This window comes from Methylobacterium sp. UNC378MF (assembly GCF_900103195.1).
In the GTDB taxonomy this organism is placed as follows: domain Bacteria; phylum Pseudomonadota; class Alphaproteobacteria; order Rhizobiales; family Beijerinckiaceae; genus Methylobacterium.
The window spans coordinates 19757-36554 of the sequence record NZ_FMWU01000015.1; the positions used below are offsets into that span (position 1 = coordinate 19757).

12 protein-coding genes are annotated in these 16798 nt (G+C 71.1%); 8 read left to right on the forward strand and 4 right to left on the reverse strand.

Annotated elements, in window-relative coordinates; translation table 11 throughout:
* Positions 1 to 406: 406 nt before the first annotated feature.
* Positions 407 to 961, forward strand: a complete 555-nt coding sequence (locus tag BLT59_RS16590) for a PAS domain-containing protein (protein WP_091782397.1) — start codon at positions 407 to 409, stop codon at positions 959 to 961.
* 31 nt (positions 962 to 992) lie between these two features.
* Here BLT59_RS16590 and BLT59_RS16595 read toward each other — a convergent pair whose 3' ends face one another.
* Together BLT59_RS16595 and BLT59_RS16600 are read right to left on the reverse strand one after the other, a co-directional pair.
* Positions 993 to 1427: a GlcG/HbpS family heme-binding protein gene (locus tag BLT59_RS16595; protein WP_091782400.1), complete on the reverse strand. Its 435-nt coding sequence runs from the start codon at positions 1425 to 1427 to the stop codon at positions 993 to 995.
* A gap of 66 nt (positions 1428 to 1493) precedes the next feature.
* Positions 1494 to 4787: a DEAD/DEAH box helicase gene (locus BLT59_RS16600; protein ID WP_175544038.1), complete on the reverse strand. Its 3294-nt coding sequence runs from the start codon at positions 4785 to 4787 to the stop codon at positions 1494 to 1496.
* Between the two features lie 341 nt (positions 4788 to 5128).
* On the opposite strand from BLT59_RS16600, the gene BLT59_RS16605 reads away from it, so the two are divergent.
* Together BLT59_RS16605 and BLT59_RS16610 are read left to right on the forward strand one after the other, a co-directional pair.
* Positions 5129 to 7960, forward strand: a complete 2832-nt coding sequence (locus BLT59_RS16605) for a PAS domain-containing protein (RefSeq protein WP_091782402.1) — start codon at positions 5129 to 5131, stop codon at positions 7958 to 7960.
* 100 nt (positions 7961 to 8060) lie between these two features.
* Positions 8061 to 8366, forward strand: coding sequence for a hypothetical protein (locus BLT59_RS16610; RefSeq protein ID WP_091782403.1), 306 nt, complete (start codon positions 8061 to 8063; stop codon positions 8364 to 8366).
* Positions 8367 to 8509: 143 nt separating this feature from the next.
* On the opposite strand, the gene BLT59_RS16615 is transcribed toward BLT59_RS16610, so the two are convergent.
* Positions 8510 to 9577, reverse strand: a complete 1068-nt coding sequence (locus tag BLT59_RS16615) for a DUF2891 domain-containing protein (RefSeq protein ID WP_091782405.1) — start codon at positions 9575 to 9577, stop codon at positions 8510 to 8512.
* Between the two features lie 147 nt (positions 9578 to 9724).
* On the opposite strand from BLT59_RS16615, the gene BLT59_RS16620 reads away from it, so the two are divergent.
* Positions 9725 to 10486 carry a CDP-diacylglycerol diphosphatase gene (locus tag BLT59_RS16620; RefSeq protein WP_091782785.1) on the forward strand — a complete coding sequence of 254 codons (762 nt, stop codon included), beginning with the start codon at positions 9725 to 9727 and terminating at the stop codon, positions 10484 to 10486.
* Positions 10487 to 10627: 141 nt separating this feature from the next.
* On the opposite strand, the gene BLT59_RS16625 is transcribed toward BLT59_RS16620, so the two are convergent.
* Positions 10628 to 11530 carry a LysR family transcriptional regulator gene (locus BLT59_RS16625; protein WP_091782407.1) on the reverse strand — a complete coding sequence of 301 codons (903 nt, stop codon included), beginning with the start codon at positions 11528 to 11530 and terminating at the stop codon, positions 10628 to 10630.
* 170 nt (positions 11531 to 11700) lie between these two features.
* Between BLT59_RS16625 and BLT59_RS16630 the strand changes: the two genes are divergently transcribed.
* The 4 genes from BLT59_RS16630 (at position 11701) to BLT59_RS16645 (ending at position 16798) form a co-directional block, all read left to right on the forward strand.
* Complete coding sequence (locus BLT59_RS16630; RefSeq protein WP_091782409.1) at positions 11701 to 13233, forward strand: ABC transporter substrate-binding protein; 1533 nt, start codon at positions 11701 to 11703, stop codon at positions 13231 to 13233.
* Between the two features lie 224 nt (positions 13234 to 13457).
* On the forward strand, positions 13458 to 14375 hold the full coding sequence (locus BLT59_RS16635) for an ABC transporter permease (RefSeq protein ID WP_091782411.1): 918 nt from the start codon (positions 13458 to 13460) through the stop codon (positions 14373 to 14375).
* A gap of 13 nt (positions 14376 to 14388) precedes the next feature.
* A complete protein-coding gene (locus BLT59_RS16640; protein ID WP_091782413.1) occupies positions 14389 to 15315 on the forward strand; it encodes an ABC transporter permease in 927 nt (308 codons plus the stop codon).
* A 61-nt stretch (positions 15316 to 15376) separates the two neighbouring features.
* Positions 15377 to 16798 carry a M20 family metallopeptidase gene (locus tag BLT59_RS16645; protein WP_091782415.1) on the forward strand — a complete coding sequence of 474 codons (1422 nt, stop codon included), beginning with the start codon at positions 15377 to 15379 and terminating at the stop codon, positions 16796 to 16798.

The following is a 16798-nucleotide window of genomic DNA, read 5'->3' on the forward strand; positions in this document are numbered from 1 at the left end:
ATGCCTACCGGAGGGTCGAGGTTACGGCGCAGCGGCAACCCGCACCAGGGTGAGCCGGCGCCGATTCCGGCTGCCGGGCGTCCAGTGCACAGGGGCCGGATCGCGGATCCCCGTCGGATCGCGGCGTCTACCGATCATGCGTGGTCGAACTGTTCATGCCGGAGCGATGTGAACCCGACCTTTGTGCCGTGACGGGACGGTCGTGGATTGTCCGGGATCGGATTGCCCAGAGCCAGGGTCTCGATCATCCGCAATAATGCAGCCCGATGGCCGGCGCCCACGACCTCATGCCAAAAGCCGTTGGCGTGGCCGATACTGGACTTCGGGCTTGCGGATTGCATGGGCTCGGGGTTTATCTGTCCGCCATCGTACACTGATCGGTTGTAGCCAGGTCGGAGGGGATTCCATGGTGCTGGCTTCCACGGCAGCCTCTGCCCTGCAGGCCGCCGGATTCGTCGGAACCTGGGATACGGATGTCCGGGCCGGCCGGTCCGTGCTGGACGCGGGCGCGGCGTCCCTGATGGCAGGCGATCCGGGGCTCGCCGGGACTCCGCTGCCGCTGGACGCCGCGCTCGGCCGGATCCATCCGGCGGACCGGGACTGGGTGTTCGGCCGGATCCGCCATGTCCGTCAGACCGGTGGCCCGGTCTCGCTCGAATTCCGCATCGTGACCGGGACGGGCGAGACCCGCTGGATCCTCAACCGCGGCAGCCTGACGCCTGATGCGGACGGCACCTTGCGCGGGCGCGGTGCCTATATCGACGTGACGGATCTGCACCGGGACGCGCTGCAGGCCGCGGAGGGAAACGGCGCGGCGCACGGGACGGACCTGAATGAAGCGGCCGACCACGGCCTCCAGATCCATGCGGCGCTGGAGCGCCACGGCGACCCCTATCTGCGGTCGGTCTCGGGGATGCTGCTCCTCGGGATCGGCCGCGCGCTGGCGCGGCGCGATCCTTGAGACACCCGGTCGGCGGCTCAGGCTCGCCGCCTCAGGTCCGCCAGGGATGGGCCGGCAGCTCGGTCTGGCCGATGGCCTTGGCGCCGGCTTCCGCGACGGCGTGATCGTTCTCGACCGTCGAGCCGCTGACCCCGATGGCACCCGACATCACGCCGTCGCCGTCGACGATCGGGATCCCACCCGGGAAGGTGATCAGCCCGTCATTCGAGTGCTCGATCCCGTAGAGGGGACCGCCCGGCTGGGACAGCTGGCCGATCTGGCCGGTCATCATGCCGAAGAAGACCGACGTCTTGGCCTTCTTCTGGGCGATGTCGATTGAGCCCACCCAGGCATCGTCCATGCGGTGGAACGCCTTGAGGTTCCCGCCGGAATCGACCACCGCGATGCACATCTGGGTGCCGAGCTCCACGGCCTTCGCGCGCGCAGCCGCGATTGCTTTCTCGGCCTGCTCGATCGTTACGTGCATGGGGACACTCCCGTTCGCGTTGTCTGCGAGACAGCCTGTGACGGTTTGAAGCGCCCGGCGTCAAGGTCAGTCGGCGCGCTCCCGGGCGGCACGGATGCGCTCCAAGAGATCGGCCGCCAGCGCTGCGCAGGTGGCGGAATCCGGGCAGGAACGCTTCCACACCACCCGGCCCTCACGCAGGAGGATTTCCGCCTCGGCGGCCATGGCGGGCAGCGGCCGGTCCGGCCGCAGGTCGGCCGCGACGCCCTGCGGGCCGCCCCGAAGCCGGGCAACACCCAGCGCGCAGCAGGACGCACGCAATCGCGCGAGGTCGAACAGGGCGAGCACCGGGGCGGGAGCAGCGCCGAACCGGTCCTCGACCTCGCCGGCAAGCGCCTCGATTGCCTCCGAATCCTGCAGGCGCAGGAGGCGCGTGTAGAGGCTGAGGCGGATCTCGGGCTCGGGGACGTAATCCTCGGGAATCCGGCTCGGCAGGCCGAGTTCGATCTCCGGGCTCCAATCCTCGGCGCGCTCGCCCTTGGCGGCAGTGAGCGCCAGCTGCAGCAGGTGCTGGTAGAGGCCGAGCCCGACGAGCTTGGCGTGCCCCGCCTGATCCTCGCCCACGAGGTCGCCGGCGCCGCGCAGGTCGAGGTCCCGGGCGCTGACCGCGAAGCCGGCGCCGAGGCGATCCAGGGCCTCCAGGGCGCGCAGGCGCTGGAGCGCCCCCGCCGGCGGGGGAGCGGCGGGGTCGCTGAGCAGGTGGACGGTGCCGCGCCGCTGGCCGCGGCCGACACGCCCGCGCAGCTGGTGGAGCTGGGCCAGCCCGAAGCGGGCCGCCTCCCAGACCAGCATGGTGTTGGCCCGGGGCACGTCGAGCCCGCTCTCCACGATCGCGGTGGCGAGGAGAACGTCGCCGTCGCCCTCCGCGAAGCGGACCATGACCTCGTCCATCGCGGAGGGCTTGAGATCCCCATGCGCCACCAGGATATCGAGGCCCGGCACGAGGGCGCGGAGGCGCTCGGCCATGGGGGCGATGTCCTCGATCCGCGGGCAGACCACGAAGCTCTGGCCGCCCCGGCGATGCTCGCGGATCAGTGCCTCGCGCACCGCCTCGGCGTCGAAGGGCGCAACCACCGTGCGGACCGGCTGGCGCAAAGCCGGCGGCGTGGCGAGCACGCTGAGGCTCTGGAGGCCGACAAGCGCCGCCTGGAGGGTACGGGGGATCGGGGTCGCGGTGAGCGTCAGGACGTGGCCGCCTTCCGCGAGGCGGCGCAGGTCGGCCTTCATCTTCGCGCCGAAGCGCTGCTCCTCGTCGATCACCGTCAGGCCGAGATCCGCGAAGGACACGCCGCTTCCGGCGAGCGCATGCGTGCCGACCACGAGGCGGATCGAGCCGTCGGCGAGCCCCGCCTTGACGCGCCTGGCCTCTGCGGGCGCTACGAGGCGCGAGAGCTGCGCGACCTCGACGCCGAACCGGCCGAAGCGGCGCCGCAGGGTCTCGGCATGCTGGCGCGCCAGCACCGTGGTCGGGGCGATCAGCGCCGCCTGCCTGCCGGAGAAGATCGCGGCCGCCAGCGCCCGCAGGGCCACCTCGGTCTTGCCGAAGCCGACATCGCCGCAGACAAGCCGGTCCATCGGCCGCCCGGAAGCGAGGTCGGCCATCAGCGCGTCGACCGCCGCCGCCTGATCGGGTGTCGGCGCGAAGCCGAAGCCCGCGGCGAAGCGCTCCATCTCCCGCGCCGGCGGTGCCAGAACCGGCGCCTCGGTCTCCCCCCGGGCGCGGGCGGCCGCCAGCATCAGGCGGGCGGTCCGCGCCATGGTGGCCTCGGCCTCCAGGCGGCGCCGGGGCCAGGTGCCGCCGTCCAGCTTGTCGAGGGTGACGGCATCGGGTTCCGACCCGTAGCGCCAGATCCGATCGGCTTGGGTCACCGGCACCATCAGGATCGCGTCGCCGGCAAAGCGCAGGCGCAGGCCTTCGGAGAGCGCCTCGCCCTGCGTCGCCATCGGCTCCAGCCCCTCGAACACGCACAGGCCATGATCGCGGTCGACGGCGACATCGCCGGGGCGCAGGTCGACCTCCCCCATCGGCAGCATCGCGCGAACGCCGCCCGTGACCGCGGCTTCCGGGCCGAACAGATCGGCGGCGGCGATCACGGTCGCGCCCTGCTCCGGCACCCGGAAGCCGGCCGCCAGCGGCGCCTCCAGGGCGAGGACATCGCCGGGTGCCGCTTCGGCCACGTCGGTCCAGGCGTCGATCAGACGGATCGGGCGCTCGGCGATCTTGCCCGCCTGGCGCACGAGGCGCCGGAGCGGTCGGACCGAGCCGGCCAGCACGACGACGTCCCCGGCCTTCAACCGCTCGCGCACGACCTTGGCGAAGGCGGTTCCCGGCCGGCGCTCCCCCGAGAAGGTCGGCATGGCGCGGGGTTCCCCGGCTGCCTCGGTGGCGCTGAGCCGGCCGTGCGCCGCAACGATGTCCCGCCACGCCTCCGGCGTCAGATAGAGGCCGGCGCCGGCCTGTCCCTGGGCGTCGCGGCCCTTCAGCCGGCCCCGTGCCTCGTCCATCTGCTCGAAGAAGGCGTCGATCCGGGCCTGTGTGCCGTCCTCAACCGCGAGGCGAGCCTCGGGCACGTAGTCGAGGAGGGTGACGAGGCGCGGGTAGTAGCGGTCGAGCCGATGCTCCTGGCCGGTGAACGGTTCGAAGCTCTGGCCGGAGCCGGGCTCCAGGATGATCTCGGTGGCCGGGTCGATGACGAGCGCGTCCGCCTCCGCCACCGAGCGCTGCGAGACCGGGTCGTAGGAGCGGATCGCGGTGACGCGGCCCTCCGCGTGCTCGATCCGGCAGGGGCGCGACGCGGCGGCGGGAAACACCTCCACGGTGCGCCCGCGGACCGCGGTCTCGCCGGGCTCGTCGACCCGCTCGTCGAGGATGTAGCCGAGGCGCTTGAGGTCGGCGGTCACGGCGGCGACGTCGAGGGGGTCGCCGACCCGCAGGGTCACGCGGGCGGTGGCCCAGGTCTCCGGCGGCGGGACCCGCTGGACCAGGGCGGGGGCGGTCGTCAGCACGAAATCCGGCAGGGCGTCCCGGTCGGTCAGCCAGCGCAGCACGGCGGCCCGGGCCCCCATCGTCGCGCGCGACGGCGAGGCGTGGTCGAAGGGCAGGCAGTCCCATTCGGGATAGACCGCGACCTGCGCGTCGGGGTCCAACGCCCGCAGGGTCGCGGCGAGGTCCTCGAGGCGGCGGGCGTCCCGGGCGACGTGCACCACCGGCCCGGGCCCCTCGGCGAAGGCCAGGAGCGCCACCGCCAGGGCGCCGGTGGGCATCAGCGGCGCGTCCTCCAGCCCCTGCTGGGCGCCCGCCTTCGTCCTGCGCTTGGCCATGCCTGATCCGAACCCATCCCTTGTGAGCCGGCAACGCCGCACCCGCCCCGCGGGCTCCCGGCCGCGGCGATCCGATCCACAACCGTGATCGCGACGCCTCAGCCGCGGTCCGCGACCGCGCCTCTCGAACCCATTCCTGTCGACGGCCGGAACCGCTGCACAGGCAAGACTTGGACGGCGACTGTGAAATTCTTCCGCCGCCGACGGTCAGATGTGAGTGTCGAGTATTGGACCATCGCGGAATGCTTCGCGTGGTCACGCCGCCGGAACGGTGATGCAGAGTTTCACTAGGGGGAAGCGGGAGCGTAGGCTATGACGGTTCCGTGTCGCGGAACGAGACAATGCCCCGCCTGTCGGGTTTCGAGCCCCAGCATGCCCAGCGGCTCGCCGCTTTGCGCGCCTACGCCATCCTCGACACGCCGCCCGAGCGCGAGTTCGACGAGATCGCCGAGATGGCCGCCCAGGCCTGCGGCACGCCGATGGCTCACATCAATTTCATCGATGCCGACCGGCAGTGGATCAAGGCCGCCTTCGGCCACACGCCGCGATCGATGCCCCTCGATTTCGGCTTCTGTACCGAGGCCATGCGCGCGGACGGCGTCCTCGTGCTGCCCGATCTGGCCGCGGAGCCGGAGACCGCCGCCAACCCGCTCGTCACCGGCGCGCCGCATCTGCGCTTCTACGCCGGCGTGCCCCTGGTGACGCCGGACGGCTGGGCCATCGGAACGCTCTGCGTCCTCGACCGCGTCCCGCGCACGCTGACCGACCAGCAGATCTTCATCCTGAAGGCGCTCGCCCGGACGGTGATGACGCAGCTGGAATCCCGGAACGCCGAGGCGGCCCTGCGCCGGAACGAGGAACGCTACCGCTCGCTGTTCACCTTCATCGATGCCGGCTTCTGCTTGGTCGAGCTGAAGTTCGAAGGCGGCCAGGCGGTCGATTACCGCTTCCTGGAGGCCAATCCCGCCTTCGAGCGGCAGACCGGCCTGACCGACGTGGTGGGCCGCTGGATGCGGGAGCTCGCCCCCGACCACGAGCAGCGCTGGCTCGACCTCTACGGCCGTGTTGCCCTGACCGGCGAGCCGGTCCGGGTCGAGCAATCCGCCGAGCCCCTCGGCCGCTGGTATGACGTGCACGCCTACCGGGTCGACGGGCCGGGGCGGAACCGCGTCGCGATCCTGTACAACGACATCACCGAGCGCCGCCGGAGCGAGCGTGTGCTCCGGGCCCGGGAGGCGGAACTCCGGCTGGTCGCGGACGCGATGCCGGTCCTGATCGCCTTCATCGACCGCAATCTGACCTACCAGTTCGCGAACGCCGCCTACGAGGCCTGGACGGGCCAGACACCCGACGCCGTCGTCGGGCGGACCGTCCGGGACCTCCTCGGCCCCGGCCCGTTCGAGGCCCGACGCTCCGGCATCGAGCGGGCGCTCGCCGGTCAGGAGGTCCGCGAGGAATGGGCCTGGACCTTCCCGAACGGGCAGGCCCGGATCGCCGACACCCGCTACCTCCCGCGCCGCGGTCCGGACGGCCGCATCGACGGGTTCTACGTTTTCGCCCACGACGTCTCCGAGCGGAAGCGGATCGAGGTTCTGCTCCAGTCCCGGGCGGAGCACCTGGAGGCGCAGGTCGCCGCCCAGACCCGCGACCGCGACCGGGTCTGGACGCTGTCTCCGGTGCTGAAGCTCGTCTCGGACCGGGACGGGCAGGTCCAGTCGGTGAACCCCTCGTGGAGCCGGGCGCTCGGCTGGTCGGAGACCGAGACGATCGGGCGGCCGGCCCTGGACTTCCTCGCAACGCCCGAGCGCGAGGCGGCGCTGGCGGCGCTACGCCCGCTTTGCGCGGGCAGTCGGGTCGAGGATATCGAACTCTCCTGCCTGACCCGCGCCGGCGACCGGCGCCGGGTGCTCTGGACGGTCGTGCCGGAGGACGGGTTGTTCTACGGCTTCGGGCGCGACATCACCGAGCAGCGCGAGGCCGAGGAGGCCCTGCGCCAGTCGCAGAAGCTCGAAGCCATCGGCCAGCTCACCGGTGGAGTGGCGCACGACTTCAACAATCTCCTGACCATCATCCGGTCCTCCATGGAGTTCCTGCGCCGGCCGGACCTCGCCGAGGAGCGCCGGCGCCGCTACCTCGACGCCGTCTCCGACACCGTCGACCGGGCAGCCAAGCTTACCGGCCAGCTCCTCGCCTTCGCCCGGCGCCAGGCGTTGAAGCCCCAAATCTTCGACATCGGCGCGCGCCTGCGCAGCATCGCCGACATGCTCGACTCGGTCACCGGCGCGCGCATCCGCGTGGTCATCGACCTGCCGGAGACGCCCCGCTACGTGCGCGCCGACGAGAGCCAGTTCGAGACCGCGCTGATCAACATGGCGGTCAATGCCCGGGACGCCATGGACGGGGAAGGCAGCCTGATTCTGCGCCTGGAGGGCGACCGCCCCATGCCGCCGATCCGCGGGCATGCCGGCGCCCCGGGGCCGTTCGTCGCCGTGCGGGTCTCCGATACCGGCGCCGGCATCCCGGACGCGGATCTGGGGCGGATCTTCGAGCCGTTCTTCACCACCAAGGAGATCGGCAAGGGCACCGGCCTCGGCCTCAGCCAGGTCATCGGCTTCGCCAAGCAATCAGGCGGCGACATCGACGTGGCGAGCGCGCGGGGCCACGGCACGACCTTCTCGCTCTACCTGCCGCAGGTCGAGGCGCCCGCCGAGGCGGCCGAGGCGGATCGCGGTCCCCGCCGGACGGCGGAAGCGCGGCGGGGCCTGTGCATCCTCGTCGTGGAGGACAATCTCGGGGTCGGACGGTTCTGCACCCAGATCCTGGAGGATCTGGGCCATGCGCCGGTCTGGGCGAAATCCGCCGAGGAGGCGCTGACCGAACTCGACCAGGCGCCGGACCGGTTCGACGTGGTCTTCTCCGACGTGGTCATGCCGGGGATGGGCGGCTTCGCCCTCGCCCGGCAGCTTCAGACCAACCGTCCCGATCTGCCCGTGGTGCTGACCTCTGGCTACAGCCACGTCCTGGCCAAGGATGACGCCCACGGCTTCGCCCTGGTGCGCAAGCCCTACTCGGCCGAGCAGCTCGCCCAGGTCCTCTACGAGACAGCGAAGCGGCGCGGCCAGCCGGCCACGCCGCTGCCGCGACCGGGAAAGACCGACTTTCCTCCCGCTTAACAGTCTCCGCGTGAATTCACCCGCACCATAGACGGAAATGTTCCCGCTGTCCGAATCCGGATGTAGTCTATCCCCATCGACACGCGAGGCATCGACCGTCATGCCGCTGACCGGACGTTTCTGGTTCCGCCGGACCTGGACCGGCAAGCTGATTCTGCTCGTCGAAGAGGAGCGCGGGCGCTGGTTCCGCCGCCGCCTCGGCCGCAGGCTGCGCTGGCGCGACGCGCGGCTTCTCGACCTCGCTGAAGCGCCCCTGCGCGGGCTCATGACCCTGGAGCGGACCTACCGCGCCGAGTTCGGCCCCGGCGAGCCGCGGCGCGCCGTCAGCCTCACCCCGGTCGCGGGCGGATTGGCCTTGGGGCGCGGCACACCGGATTCAGGAACAAGACCGCCCCTGTCGGGTTGAGGGACGGCAGGACAGCGGTGACGTCGCTGTCTTGCAGCCCCTCGTGGGCGTTTCCTCCCTAGACTTCCGGGCCGTTCTCCTGAGGGCGGTCCTTTTTTTGTTTTCGGCCCGCGGCTGTCGACACGACCTGCGACGGAAAATTCTCACGAATCTCTCAGAGAATCTTCCCTGCCGCCGCGGCGATCCCCGTCTGACCCGGCCTCGAGGGCCAGAAGCGCGAAGGTCGCGAGCCAGTGCTCGCCCATATAGTCGCCCGTGATGTGCGGAAGCCCCGCCGCAAGGTGGTCCTCCGCGGCCGCCCAGAGTAGCGGCCGGCGGAGGTCGTCCGGGCCGAGGGCCGCGGCCAGCGCGCGGAAACACCAGGCGCGCGTGAGATTCAGCCCGTCGAGATGCGCGATCTTCCCATCCGAGCGGTCGGTCACGACGGCCGGGCGGAACAGGGTCGCGGGCCGGGACGCCGCGAGATCGGGCAGGAACCGGTCGAACCAGGGCATGAAGCGCGCGGGCGGCAGCAGCCGGCGCATGCATTCGGCCTCGATCAAAGCGGAGGACAGGAAGTCGTCGCCGCCGGGCTCGCCCCAGGCCGGGCAATCTGCATCTGCCCCGTACCAGCGCTCGGCCGTGTCGTTCAGCAGGGCCGTCAGTTCGGCCTCCCGTGCGCCCTCCGCGTAGTCGGCCGCCAGGCGCAGCGCGAAGGCGGTGTTGAAATGGGTCCCGACCCGCACCGGATAGGGAGCCACCGGCAGGAACTCCGCGAATCGCCGGACGATGGTTCCGGCCAGCGGCGCCAGGGCCTCGGACCAGCGGCGCTCGGGGAGCGCGGAAAGTTCGTCGGCGAGCTTCAGGAGCCAGCCCCAGCCATAGGGCCGCTCGAAGCCCCGGGCGGTGGGGGCGGCGAAGTAGGCGCATTCGCCCGCCACCGTCGCGGGGGTCAGCTGCGCGTCGAACCGGGCGCGGATCGCCGGCGCCTGCGGCCCGTCCGGAAACAGCCGCAGCACGCGCGCCAGCAACCATGTGCCGTGGACGCAGGAATGCCAGTCATAGCTGCCGTGGAAGGCCGGGTGCAGGGCCGCGGGGGTGCGCGCATCCTCCGGCCCGGCCAGGACGTGCCCCGGCTTGTTCGGATATTCGCGGCCGACATGGCCGAGGGCGAGTGCGGCGAAGCGGGCGGCAATGTCCGGGGTGAGCGCACGGGTCGGCGTGGCGGACATCGCGGGGCTCCGACTCTCGGGCGGCCGGCATAGCGGGTTTCCGGTGCGGCGTCAGCGCTCGCGGATCCTTTGGCCGCACGGCCCCGGATCGGCTATCGCGAAACGGCCATGCCGGACGCGCAGCGCCGGCCCTATCGGGAGCCCCCCATGCGCCGCGCGTTGCTCGCCGCCCTCCTCGCCGCGGTCACGGTCGCGAGCCCGGCTTCCGCCGCGCCGGATCCCAGCCGCGACGTCCTGTGGGCCGCCCTGAAGACCTGCGTGCTCGCCAAGCGGCTCGCCAACCGGACCTTCCCGTGTCTCTCGGTCGATCTCGGGGACGGGGACCGTCCGGGCTCGGCAGTCCTGCGCGCGCCCGGCGAGCCGACCCACAGCGTCGTCATGCCCACCGACACCGTGGCGGGCCTGGAGGCGCCGGTCCTGCGGGGACCGCGGGGGGCCGCCTATTGGCGGGCGGCTCTGGCGGCGCGGCCATTCGTGTCCGACGTGCTGAAGGGGAAGCTCACGCCAGCGGAGGTCGGGCTGGCGGTCAATTCGGCCCGGGGCCGCAGCCAGGACCAGCTCCACATCCATCTCGACTGCCTGAAGCCGAGCGTGCTCAAGGCCGTCCGGGCGCATGGTCGCCACGTGGGCCGCACCTGGACGCGCTTCCCGGTGCCGCTGGCCGGCGACCGCTTCTACGCGCTGCGGGTGCCGGAGGCCGAGGCCGCGCAGTTCAATCCGTTCGCGGCCCTGCACACCCTGCCGGGGGCCCGGCCCGACCTGCACCGGACGAGCTTCGCGGCGCTCGCGACGCCCCCGGGCGATCCCGAGCCGGGCTACATCCTGCTGGCCTACCGGGCGCCCAGCGCCAGCGCCGAGGACGTGATGGACCACAGCTGCTCCGTCGCGGCGGCCCGGGGCGGCGCCTGAGCAGTCAGCCGGGCGCGCTGCCGGGAGGCGCGGCGACCGCCGAGGCGTTCCCGGCCTTCGAAGTGCGCCCCCGGCCATGAGGAATCCACCGGCTCCCGTCCGTTCGCACGATCGGCGCAGCGGACGTCGCCCCGGGCATGGTCAGGACGTCACCGGCGGCGGCAATGCATCGAGGAGCTGGCGCAGGAACGCCCGCACCGCCTTCGGGAGCCGCCGGTCGCGCATGGCCTGGACCTGGATGCCGCGGGCGAGGCTCGCCCGGGACTGGATCGGCAAGCTGACCAGCTCGTTGAGGCGCAGAGGCGTCCGGACCGACAGCGCCGACATCAGCGCGAGCCCGCGCGAGCGCCGCACGAAGGGCAGCAGCGCCGAGAGCTTGTTGGCGGTCAGCACCGGCTCGACCGTGATGCCCTCATGCGCGCAGGCGGCGTCGAAGACCTGCCGGAGCGTCGTGTCCCGGGTCGGCAGGGCGACGGGATAGTCGAGGAGATCGACCAGGCGCAGGGCCGGCGCCGGCGCGAGGGGGTGGTCGGGGGCGGCGAGCGCCAGCATGTCGACCTGCCCGTCATAGAGCACTTCCACCTGCGGCGAGGGGGTCAGTGCGAAGGTGATCCCGAGATCGACCTCTCCCACCGACACCGTCTGGGTCACCTGAGCGGGCGGCAGCACCGTCACCTCGAAGCGGATGCCGGGATGGGCCGCGTGGAAGGCCGCGATGGCGTTCGGCACGATATCGAGAGAGAATCCCTCGGAACTCGCCACCCGGATCAGGCCCCGGGCGAGCCCTTCCAGCTCCCGGATCTCCGTGACCACCTGCTCGGAGCGGATCAGCACCTGATGGGCGTGCTGCGCGAGGAGTTCCCCGGCCGGGCTCGGCACCATCCCCCGGGGACGCCGCTCGAACAGAACGCAGTCGAGTTCGGCTTCGAGGTTGGCGATCTGTCGGCTGATCGCCGAAGCCGCCACGTTGAGCTGGGACGAGGCTGCCGCGATCGAGCCGGTCCGCGCCACCGCCAGGAAGTAGCGCAAGCCCGTCGTCTGCATTATTCTGCATTCTTCCTATTATGGTGCCCTGCACATTGCCGAATCGGCAAGGCAGCACTCGCTAAATTCTACTTGTTGCGATCCCAGATGCACAACATCATGGCACGGTGAAAAAGGCGGCAGCCGCGGAACCATCCGCCGGACCTGTTCGCCGCGCCGTCGGAGCCTGCATGCCGCTACGGAGTCTCACCCGGGCCGCCACCTTGGCCGCCTCGCTCGCGACCCTGGTCGCTGCGCACCCGGCGCTCGCCGGCAAGGCCGACGACACCCTGGTCTACGCCTCCGATAGCGAGCCCGAGAACGTCAGCCCGTATCACAACAGCGCCCGCGAGGGCGTGATCCTGGCCCGGAACTGCTGGGACACGCTGCTGTATCGCGACTCCAAGGACGGCTCCTACAAGCCGATGCTGGCGACCGCCTGGACCTGGGCGGACGACACGACCCTGGATCTCACGATCCGCGAGGGCGTGACCTTCCACAACGGCGACCCGCTCGGGCCGGAGGACGTGGCCTTCACGTTCAACTACGTGCTGACGCCCGAGGCGCGCACGGTCACCCGCCAGAACGTCGACTGGATGAAGTCGGTGGAGGTGACCGGCCCACATACGGTCCGCATCCACCTCAAGGCGCCGTTCCCGGCGGCGCTCGAATATCTCGCCGGCCCGACGCCGATCTTCCCGGCGGCCTATTTCAAGAAGGTGGGGCTCGACGGCTTCGCCAAGGCGCCGATCGGCAGTGGCCCCTACCGGATCACCAAGGTCGACAGCGGCCGCGGCGTCAGCATGGAGCGCTTCGACAAGTACTGGTCGGGCAGCCCTCTGGGTAAGCCGAAGATCGGCAAGCTGCAGTTCCGCGTCATCCCGGACGGCGAGAGCCGAATGGCCGAGCTGATGACCGGCGGCGTCGACTGGATCTGGCGGGTGCCGAGCGATCAGGCCGAGCAGCTGCGCGCCGCGCCCAACGTCACCGTGCTCAACTCCGAGACGATGCGGGTCGGCTTCCTGCAATTCGACACGCTCGGCCGGGCGAAGGAGAACTCGCCCCTCAAGGACGTCCGCGTCCGGCAGGCGATCAGCTACGCCATCGACCGCAAGGCGATGGTCGACAACCTCGTGCGCGGCGCCTCGCGGGTGATGAACGCCCTCTGCTTCGTCGACCAGTTCGGCTGCACCGACCAGGGCGTGATGCGCTACCCCTACGACCCGGCCAAGGCCAAGGCGCTGCTGAAGGAAGCCGGCTATCCGAATGGCTTCGAGATCGACCTCGGCGCCTATCGCGAGCGGGACTACGCCGAGGCGGTGATCGGCTATCTCGGTGCCGTCGGCATCAAGGCGCGGCTCAACTACCTGCGCTATGCGGCCTTCCGCGACTCGCTGCGGGCCGGCAAGGTCTCGATCGGCTACCAGACCTGGGGGTCGTTCTCGGTCCTGGACGTCTCGGCCTTCGACGGGGTGTATTTCCGCGGCGGCGAGGAGGATCTGACCAAGGATCCGCAGGTGATCGCCGATCTTCAGAAGGGCGACGGCTCCACCGATCCGGAAACGCGCAAGGCCGCCTACGCCAAGGCGCTCCAGCGGATCTCCGGCGAAGCCTATGCGCTGCCGATGTTCTCCTACTCGACGAACTACGCCTTCACGTCCGACCTGAACTTCACCGCCCAGCCCGACGAGGTGGCGCGCTTCTACACGGCGTCGTGGAAGTGACGATGTCGGTGAAGGCTCAACGCTTTTCCCCTCCCCCTTGTGGTGCGGGGTCAGGGGTGGGGGTGGTGCAGACGGCACCGCAGCGCTCGATCCTGAACCACCCCCACCTCCGGCTCCTCCCCACAAGCTTGAGCGATCCCGGGCAAGCCCGGGATCGCCGGGGGAGGAGAGGACGCTCCGTCCCGATCCGGCACGATCGACGGGAAACGGCAGGAGCCTGAGCCATGCTGGCCTTCACGTTCCGGCGCATCCTGGTCGCCCTGGCGGTGGCCTTCACGGTCTCGGTGGCGAGCTTCCTGCTCCTTCACCTCTCGGGCGACCTCGCGACCGCGATCGCCGGGCCCGAGGCCACCGGGCCGCAGATCGCGCAGATCCGCCAGGATTACGGCCTGGACCAGCCGCTGCTGACCCAGTTCCTCACCTGGGGCTGGCGGGCTCTGCACCTCGACTTCGGCAATTCTTTCTACTTTCGCGAGAGCGTGATCGACCTGCTCGCCGCCCGCCTGCCGATCACCCTCTATCTCGGCATCATCGCGCTGGCCGTGGCCCTGTTCGTGGCGATCCCACTGGGCGTCGTCGCCGCCGTGAAGCGGGATACGTGGATCGACCGGACGGCGCTGGCCGTCTCGGTGCTCGGCCAGGCGATGCCGAGCTTCTGGTTCGGCCTGACGCTGATCCTGATCTTCTCCGTCAACCTCCGCTGGCTGCCGGTCTCGGGCAACGCCAGCTGGAAGAACTTCGTCCTGCCGGCGATTGCCCTCGGCTACTACGCGATGCCGGCGGTGATGCGGCTCACCCGCAACGGCATGCTGGAGGTGCTGGCCTCCGACTACGTCCGCACCGCCCGCGCCAAAGGGCTGCCGCCCCGAAAAGTCCTGGTGCGGCACGCGCTGCGCAACGCCGTGATCCCGGTGATCGCCCTCTCGGCGGTGCAGTTCGGCTTCATGCTCGGCGGCTCGATCGTGATCGAGGCGGTGTTCTCGCTCCAGGGCCTGGGGCAGCTCGCCTGGGAATCCATCGCCCGCAACGACTTCCCCGTCGTCCAGGCGATCGTGCTGGTGCTGGCCATGATCTACATCGGGCTGACGCTGGCGGCCGACCTCTTGAACGCCTTCCTCGATCCGCGCCTGCGCCAATCGTGAGGAGCTGCCGCCCATGAGCCTCCCACCCGACACGGCGGCGCTCGCCGCCGCGGCCCTGCCCCCCGACGCGCCGGTGGCGGTCCCCTCTCCCACCCGCCTGATCCTGCGGCGTGGCCTGCGCCACACTGGCTTCCTGATCGGGGCCGGGATTCTCGGGCTGATCGTGCTGGCGGCGCTCGCCGCCCCGCTCATCGCGCCGCACGACCCCTACGCGCAGGACGTGTCCCGCCGCCTGATCCCGCCGGTCTGGCAGGCCAAGGGCACCTGGGAGCACGTGCTCGGCACCGACAAGCTCGGCCGCGACTACCTGAGCCGCCTCCTCTACGGCGGCCAGATCTCGCTGCTGATCGGGATCTCGGCGGCGCTGATCTCCGGGCTCATCGGCACGGTGCTGGGGCTCTGCGCCGGCTATTTCGGCGGCTGGGTCGATTCGGTGGTGAGCTATATCGTGACCACGCGGCTCGCCATGCCGGTGGTGCTGGTGGCGCTCGCCATGGCGGCCCTGGTCGGCGGCTCGCTCAAGGTGGTGGTGCTGGTGCTGGGCTTCCTGCTCTGGGACCGCTTCGCCGTGGTCACCCGGGCCGCGACCCAGCAGATCCGCAACCAGGATTTCGTCTCGGCCGCCCGCGCCGCGGGGCTCACGGACCTGCGGATCATCCGCCAGGAGATCCTGCCCAACATCATGAACGCGCTGATCGTCGTGGCGACCCTGGAGATGGCCCACGCGATCCTGCTGGAGGCCGCCCTGTCGTTCCTCGGCCTCGGCGTGCAGCCGCCCCTGCCCTCCTGGGGCCTGATGATCGCCGAGGGCAAGCAGTACATGTTCTTCCAGCCCTGGGTGATCACCATCCCGGGCGTGGCGCTCCTCCTGCTCGTGCTGGCGATCAACCTCCTGGGCGACGGCCTGCGCGACATCACCGCCCCCGAGGCGCGCAACTGACGCCTCCGTCAGGCCGGGGCGCAGCCGGTACGTTAACGAAATGTTTCACGGGAAACACACCATGACGCGAGACGCCGCCATCGCGCGCGCCACGGAGGCCTTCGATTCGGGCGCGTTCCTCGCGCTCCTGCGGGAGGCGGTGGCGATGCCCACCGAGAGCCAAGCCCCCGGCCAGGAGGCGGCGCTCCGCGCCTATCTCGACGCCTTCATCGCGCCGCTCGTCGCCCGCCTCGACTTCGAGACCCCGAAGATCTTCTCGAACCCCGACGGGGTGCACGGTCCCTTCCTGATCGCCGAGCGGCACGAGGGCGCGGATCTGCCGACCGTGCTGATCTACGGCCACGGCGACACGGTGCGGGGCTACCCCGAGCAGTGGCGGGAAGGGCTCGGGCCCTGGGAAATCGTGGTCGAGGGCGACCGCTGGTACGGGCGCGGCACCGCCGACAACAAGGGCCAGCACGTTCTCAACCTCGCCGCCCTGGAGCAGGTGATCGCGGCCCGCGACGGTCGTCTCGGCTTCAACGTGAAGCTCCTGATCGAGATGGGCGAGGAATCGGGCTCCCCGGGCCTGCGGCCGTTCTGCCGGGAGCAGGCGGAGGCCCTGCGCTCCGACGTGCTGATCGCCTCGGACGGGCCGCGCCTCAACGGCGAGCGCCCGACCCTCTTCCTGGGCTCCCGCGGCGCCTACAATTTCGAGCTGAGCCTGAACCTTCGGGAGGGCCCGCACCATTCCGGCAACTGGGGCGGCCTGCTGCGCAACCCCGGCACGGTGCTGGCCTCGGCCATCGCCTCGATGGTCGATGCCCGCGGCAGCATCCTGGTGGACGCCTTACGGCCGCCGCCGATTCCCGAGGGCGTGCGCACGGCGCTCGCCGACATCCGCGTCGGCGAGGACCCGACCGCGCCCAAGATCGATGCCGACTGGGGCGAGCCGGGCCTGAGTCCGGCCGAGCGGGTCTTCGCCTGGAACACGCTGGAGGTGCTGGCCTTCAAGACCGGCGATCCGGACGGGCCGCTCAACGCCGTGCCGCCCCACGCCAAGGCGACCCTGCAGCTGCGCTTCGTGGTCGGCACCGACTGGCAGAACCTCATCCAGAACGTGCGCGCCCATCTCGACGCGCACGGCTTCCCGATGATCGAGGTCCGGCCGGCCCGCGCCGCGGAGGTGTTCCAGGCGACACGTCTCCCCGTGGAGGATCCCTGGGTCGAGTGGGCGCTCCAGTCGATCGAGGCGAGCTCCGGCAAGAAGCCGGCGCTGCTGCCCAATCTCGGCGGCTCGCTGCCGAACGACGCCTTCTCGGAGATCTTGGGCCTGCCCACCCTCTGGGTGCCGCATTCCTACCCGGCCTGCCGCCAGCACGGACCCGACGAGCACATGCTCGCCTCCGGCACCCGCGAGGGGATGGCGATCATGGCGGGCCTGTTCTGGGATCTGGGCCGAGACGGACCCGACATCCTCCGCCGCCGCAACGCGAGGGCCTGA

Bases quoted from the DNA above. Each gene is read 5' to 3' on its own strand.
- BLT59_RS16640 (WP_091782413.1), top strand. From the start codon at position 14,389: ATGAGCCTCCCACCCGACACGGCGGCGCTCGCCGCCGCGGCCCTGCCC.
- BLT59_RS16620 (WP_091782785.1), top strand. From the start codon at position 9,725: ATGCGCCGCGCGTTGCTCGCCGCCCTCCTCGCCGCGGTCACGGTCGCG.
- BLT59_RS16600 (WP_175544038.1), bottom strand. From the start codon at position 4,787: ATGGCCAAGCGCAGGACGAAGGCGGGCGCCCAGCAGGGGCTGGAGGAC.
- BLT59_RS16605 (WP_091782402.1), top strand. From the start codon at position 5,129: ATGCCCCGCCTGTCGGGTTTCGAGCCCCAGCATGCCCAGCGGCTCGCC.
- BLT59_RS16590 (WP_091782397.1), top strand. From the start codon at position 407: ATGGTGCTGGCTTCCACGGCAGCCTCTGCCCTGCAGGCCGCCGGATTC.
- BLT59_RS16610 (WP_091782403.1), top strand. From the start codon at position 8,061: ATGCCGCTGACCGGACGTTTCTGGTTCCGCCGGACCTGGACCGGCAAG.
- BLT59_RS16625 (WP_091782407.1), bottom strand. From the start codon at position 11,530: ATGCAGACGACGGGCTTGCGCTACTTCCTGGCGGTGGCGCGGACCGGC.
- BLT59_RS16615 (WP_091782405.1), bottom strand. From the start codon at position 9,577: ATGTCCGCCACGCCGACCCGTGCGCTCACCCCGGACATTGCCGCCCGC.
- BLT59_RS16645 (WP_091782415.1), top strand. From the start codon at position 15,377: ATGACGCGAGACGCCGCCATCGCGCGCGCCACGGAGGCCTTCGATTCG.
- BLT59_RS16630 (WP_091782409.1), top strand. From the start codon at position 11,701: ATGCCGCTACGGAGTCTCACCCGGGCCGCCACCTTGGCCGCCTCGCTC.
- BLT59_RS16595 (WP_091782400.1), bottom strand. From the start codon at position 1,427: ATGCACGTAACGATCGAGCAGGCCGAGAAAGCAATCGCGGCTGCGCGC.
- BLT59_RS16635 (WP_091782411.1), top strand. From the start codon at position 13,458: ATGCTGGCCTTCACGTTCCGGCGCATCCTGGTCGCCCTGGCGGTGGCC.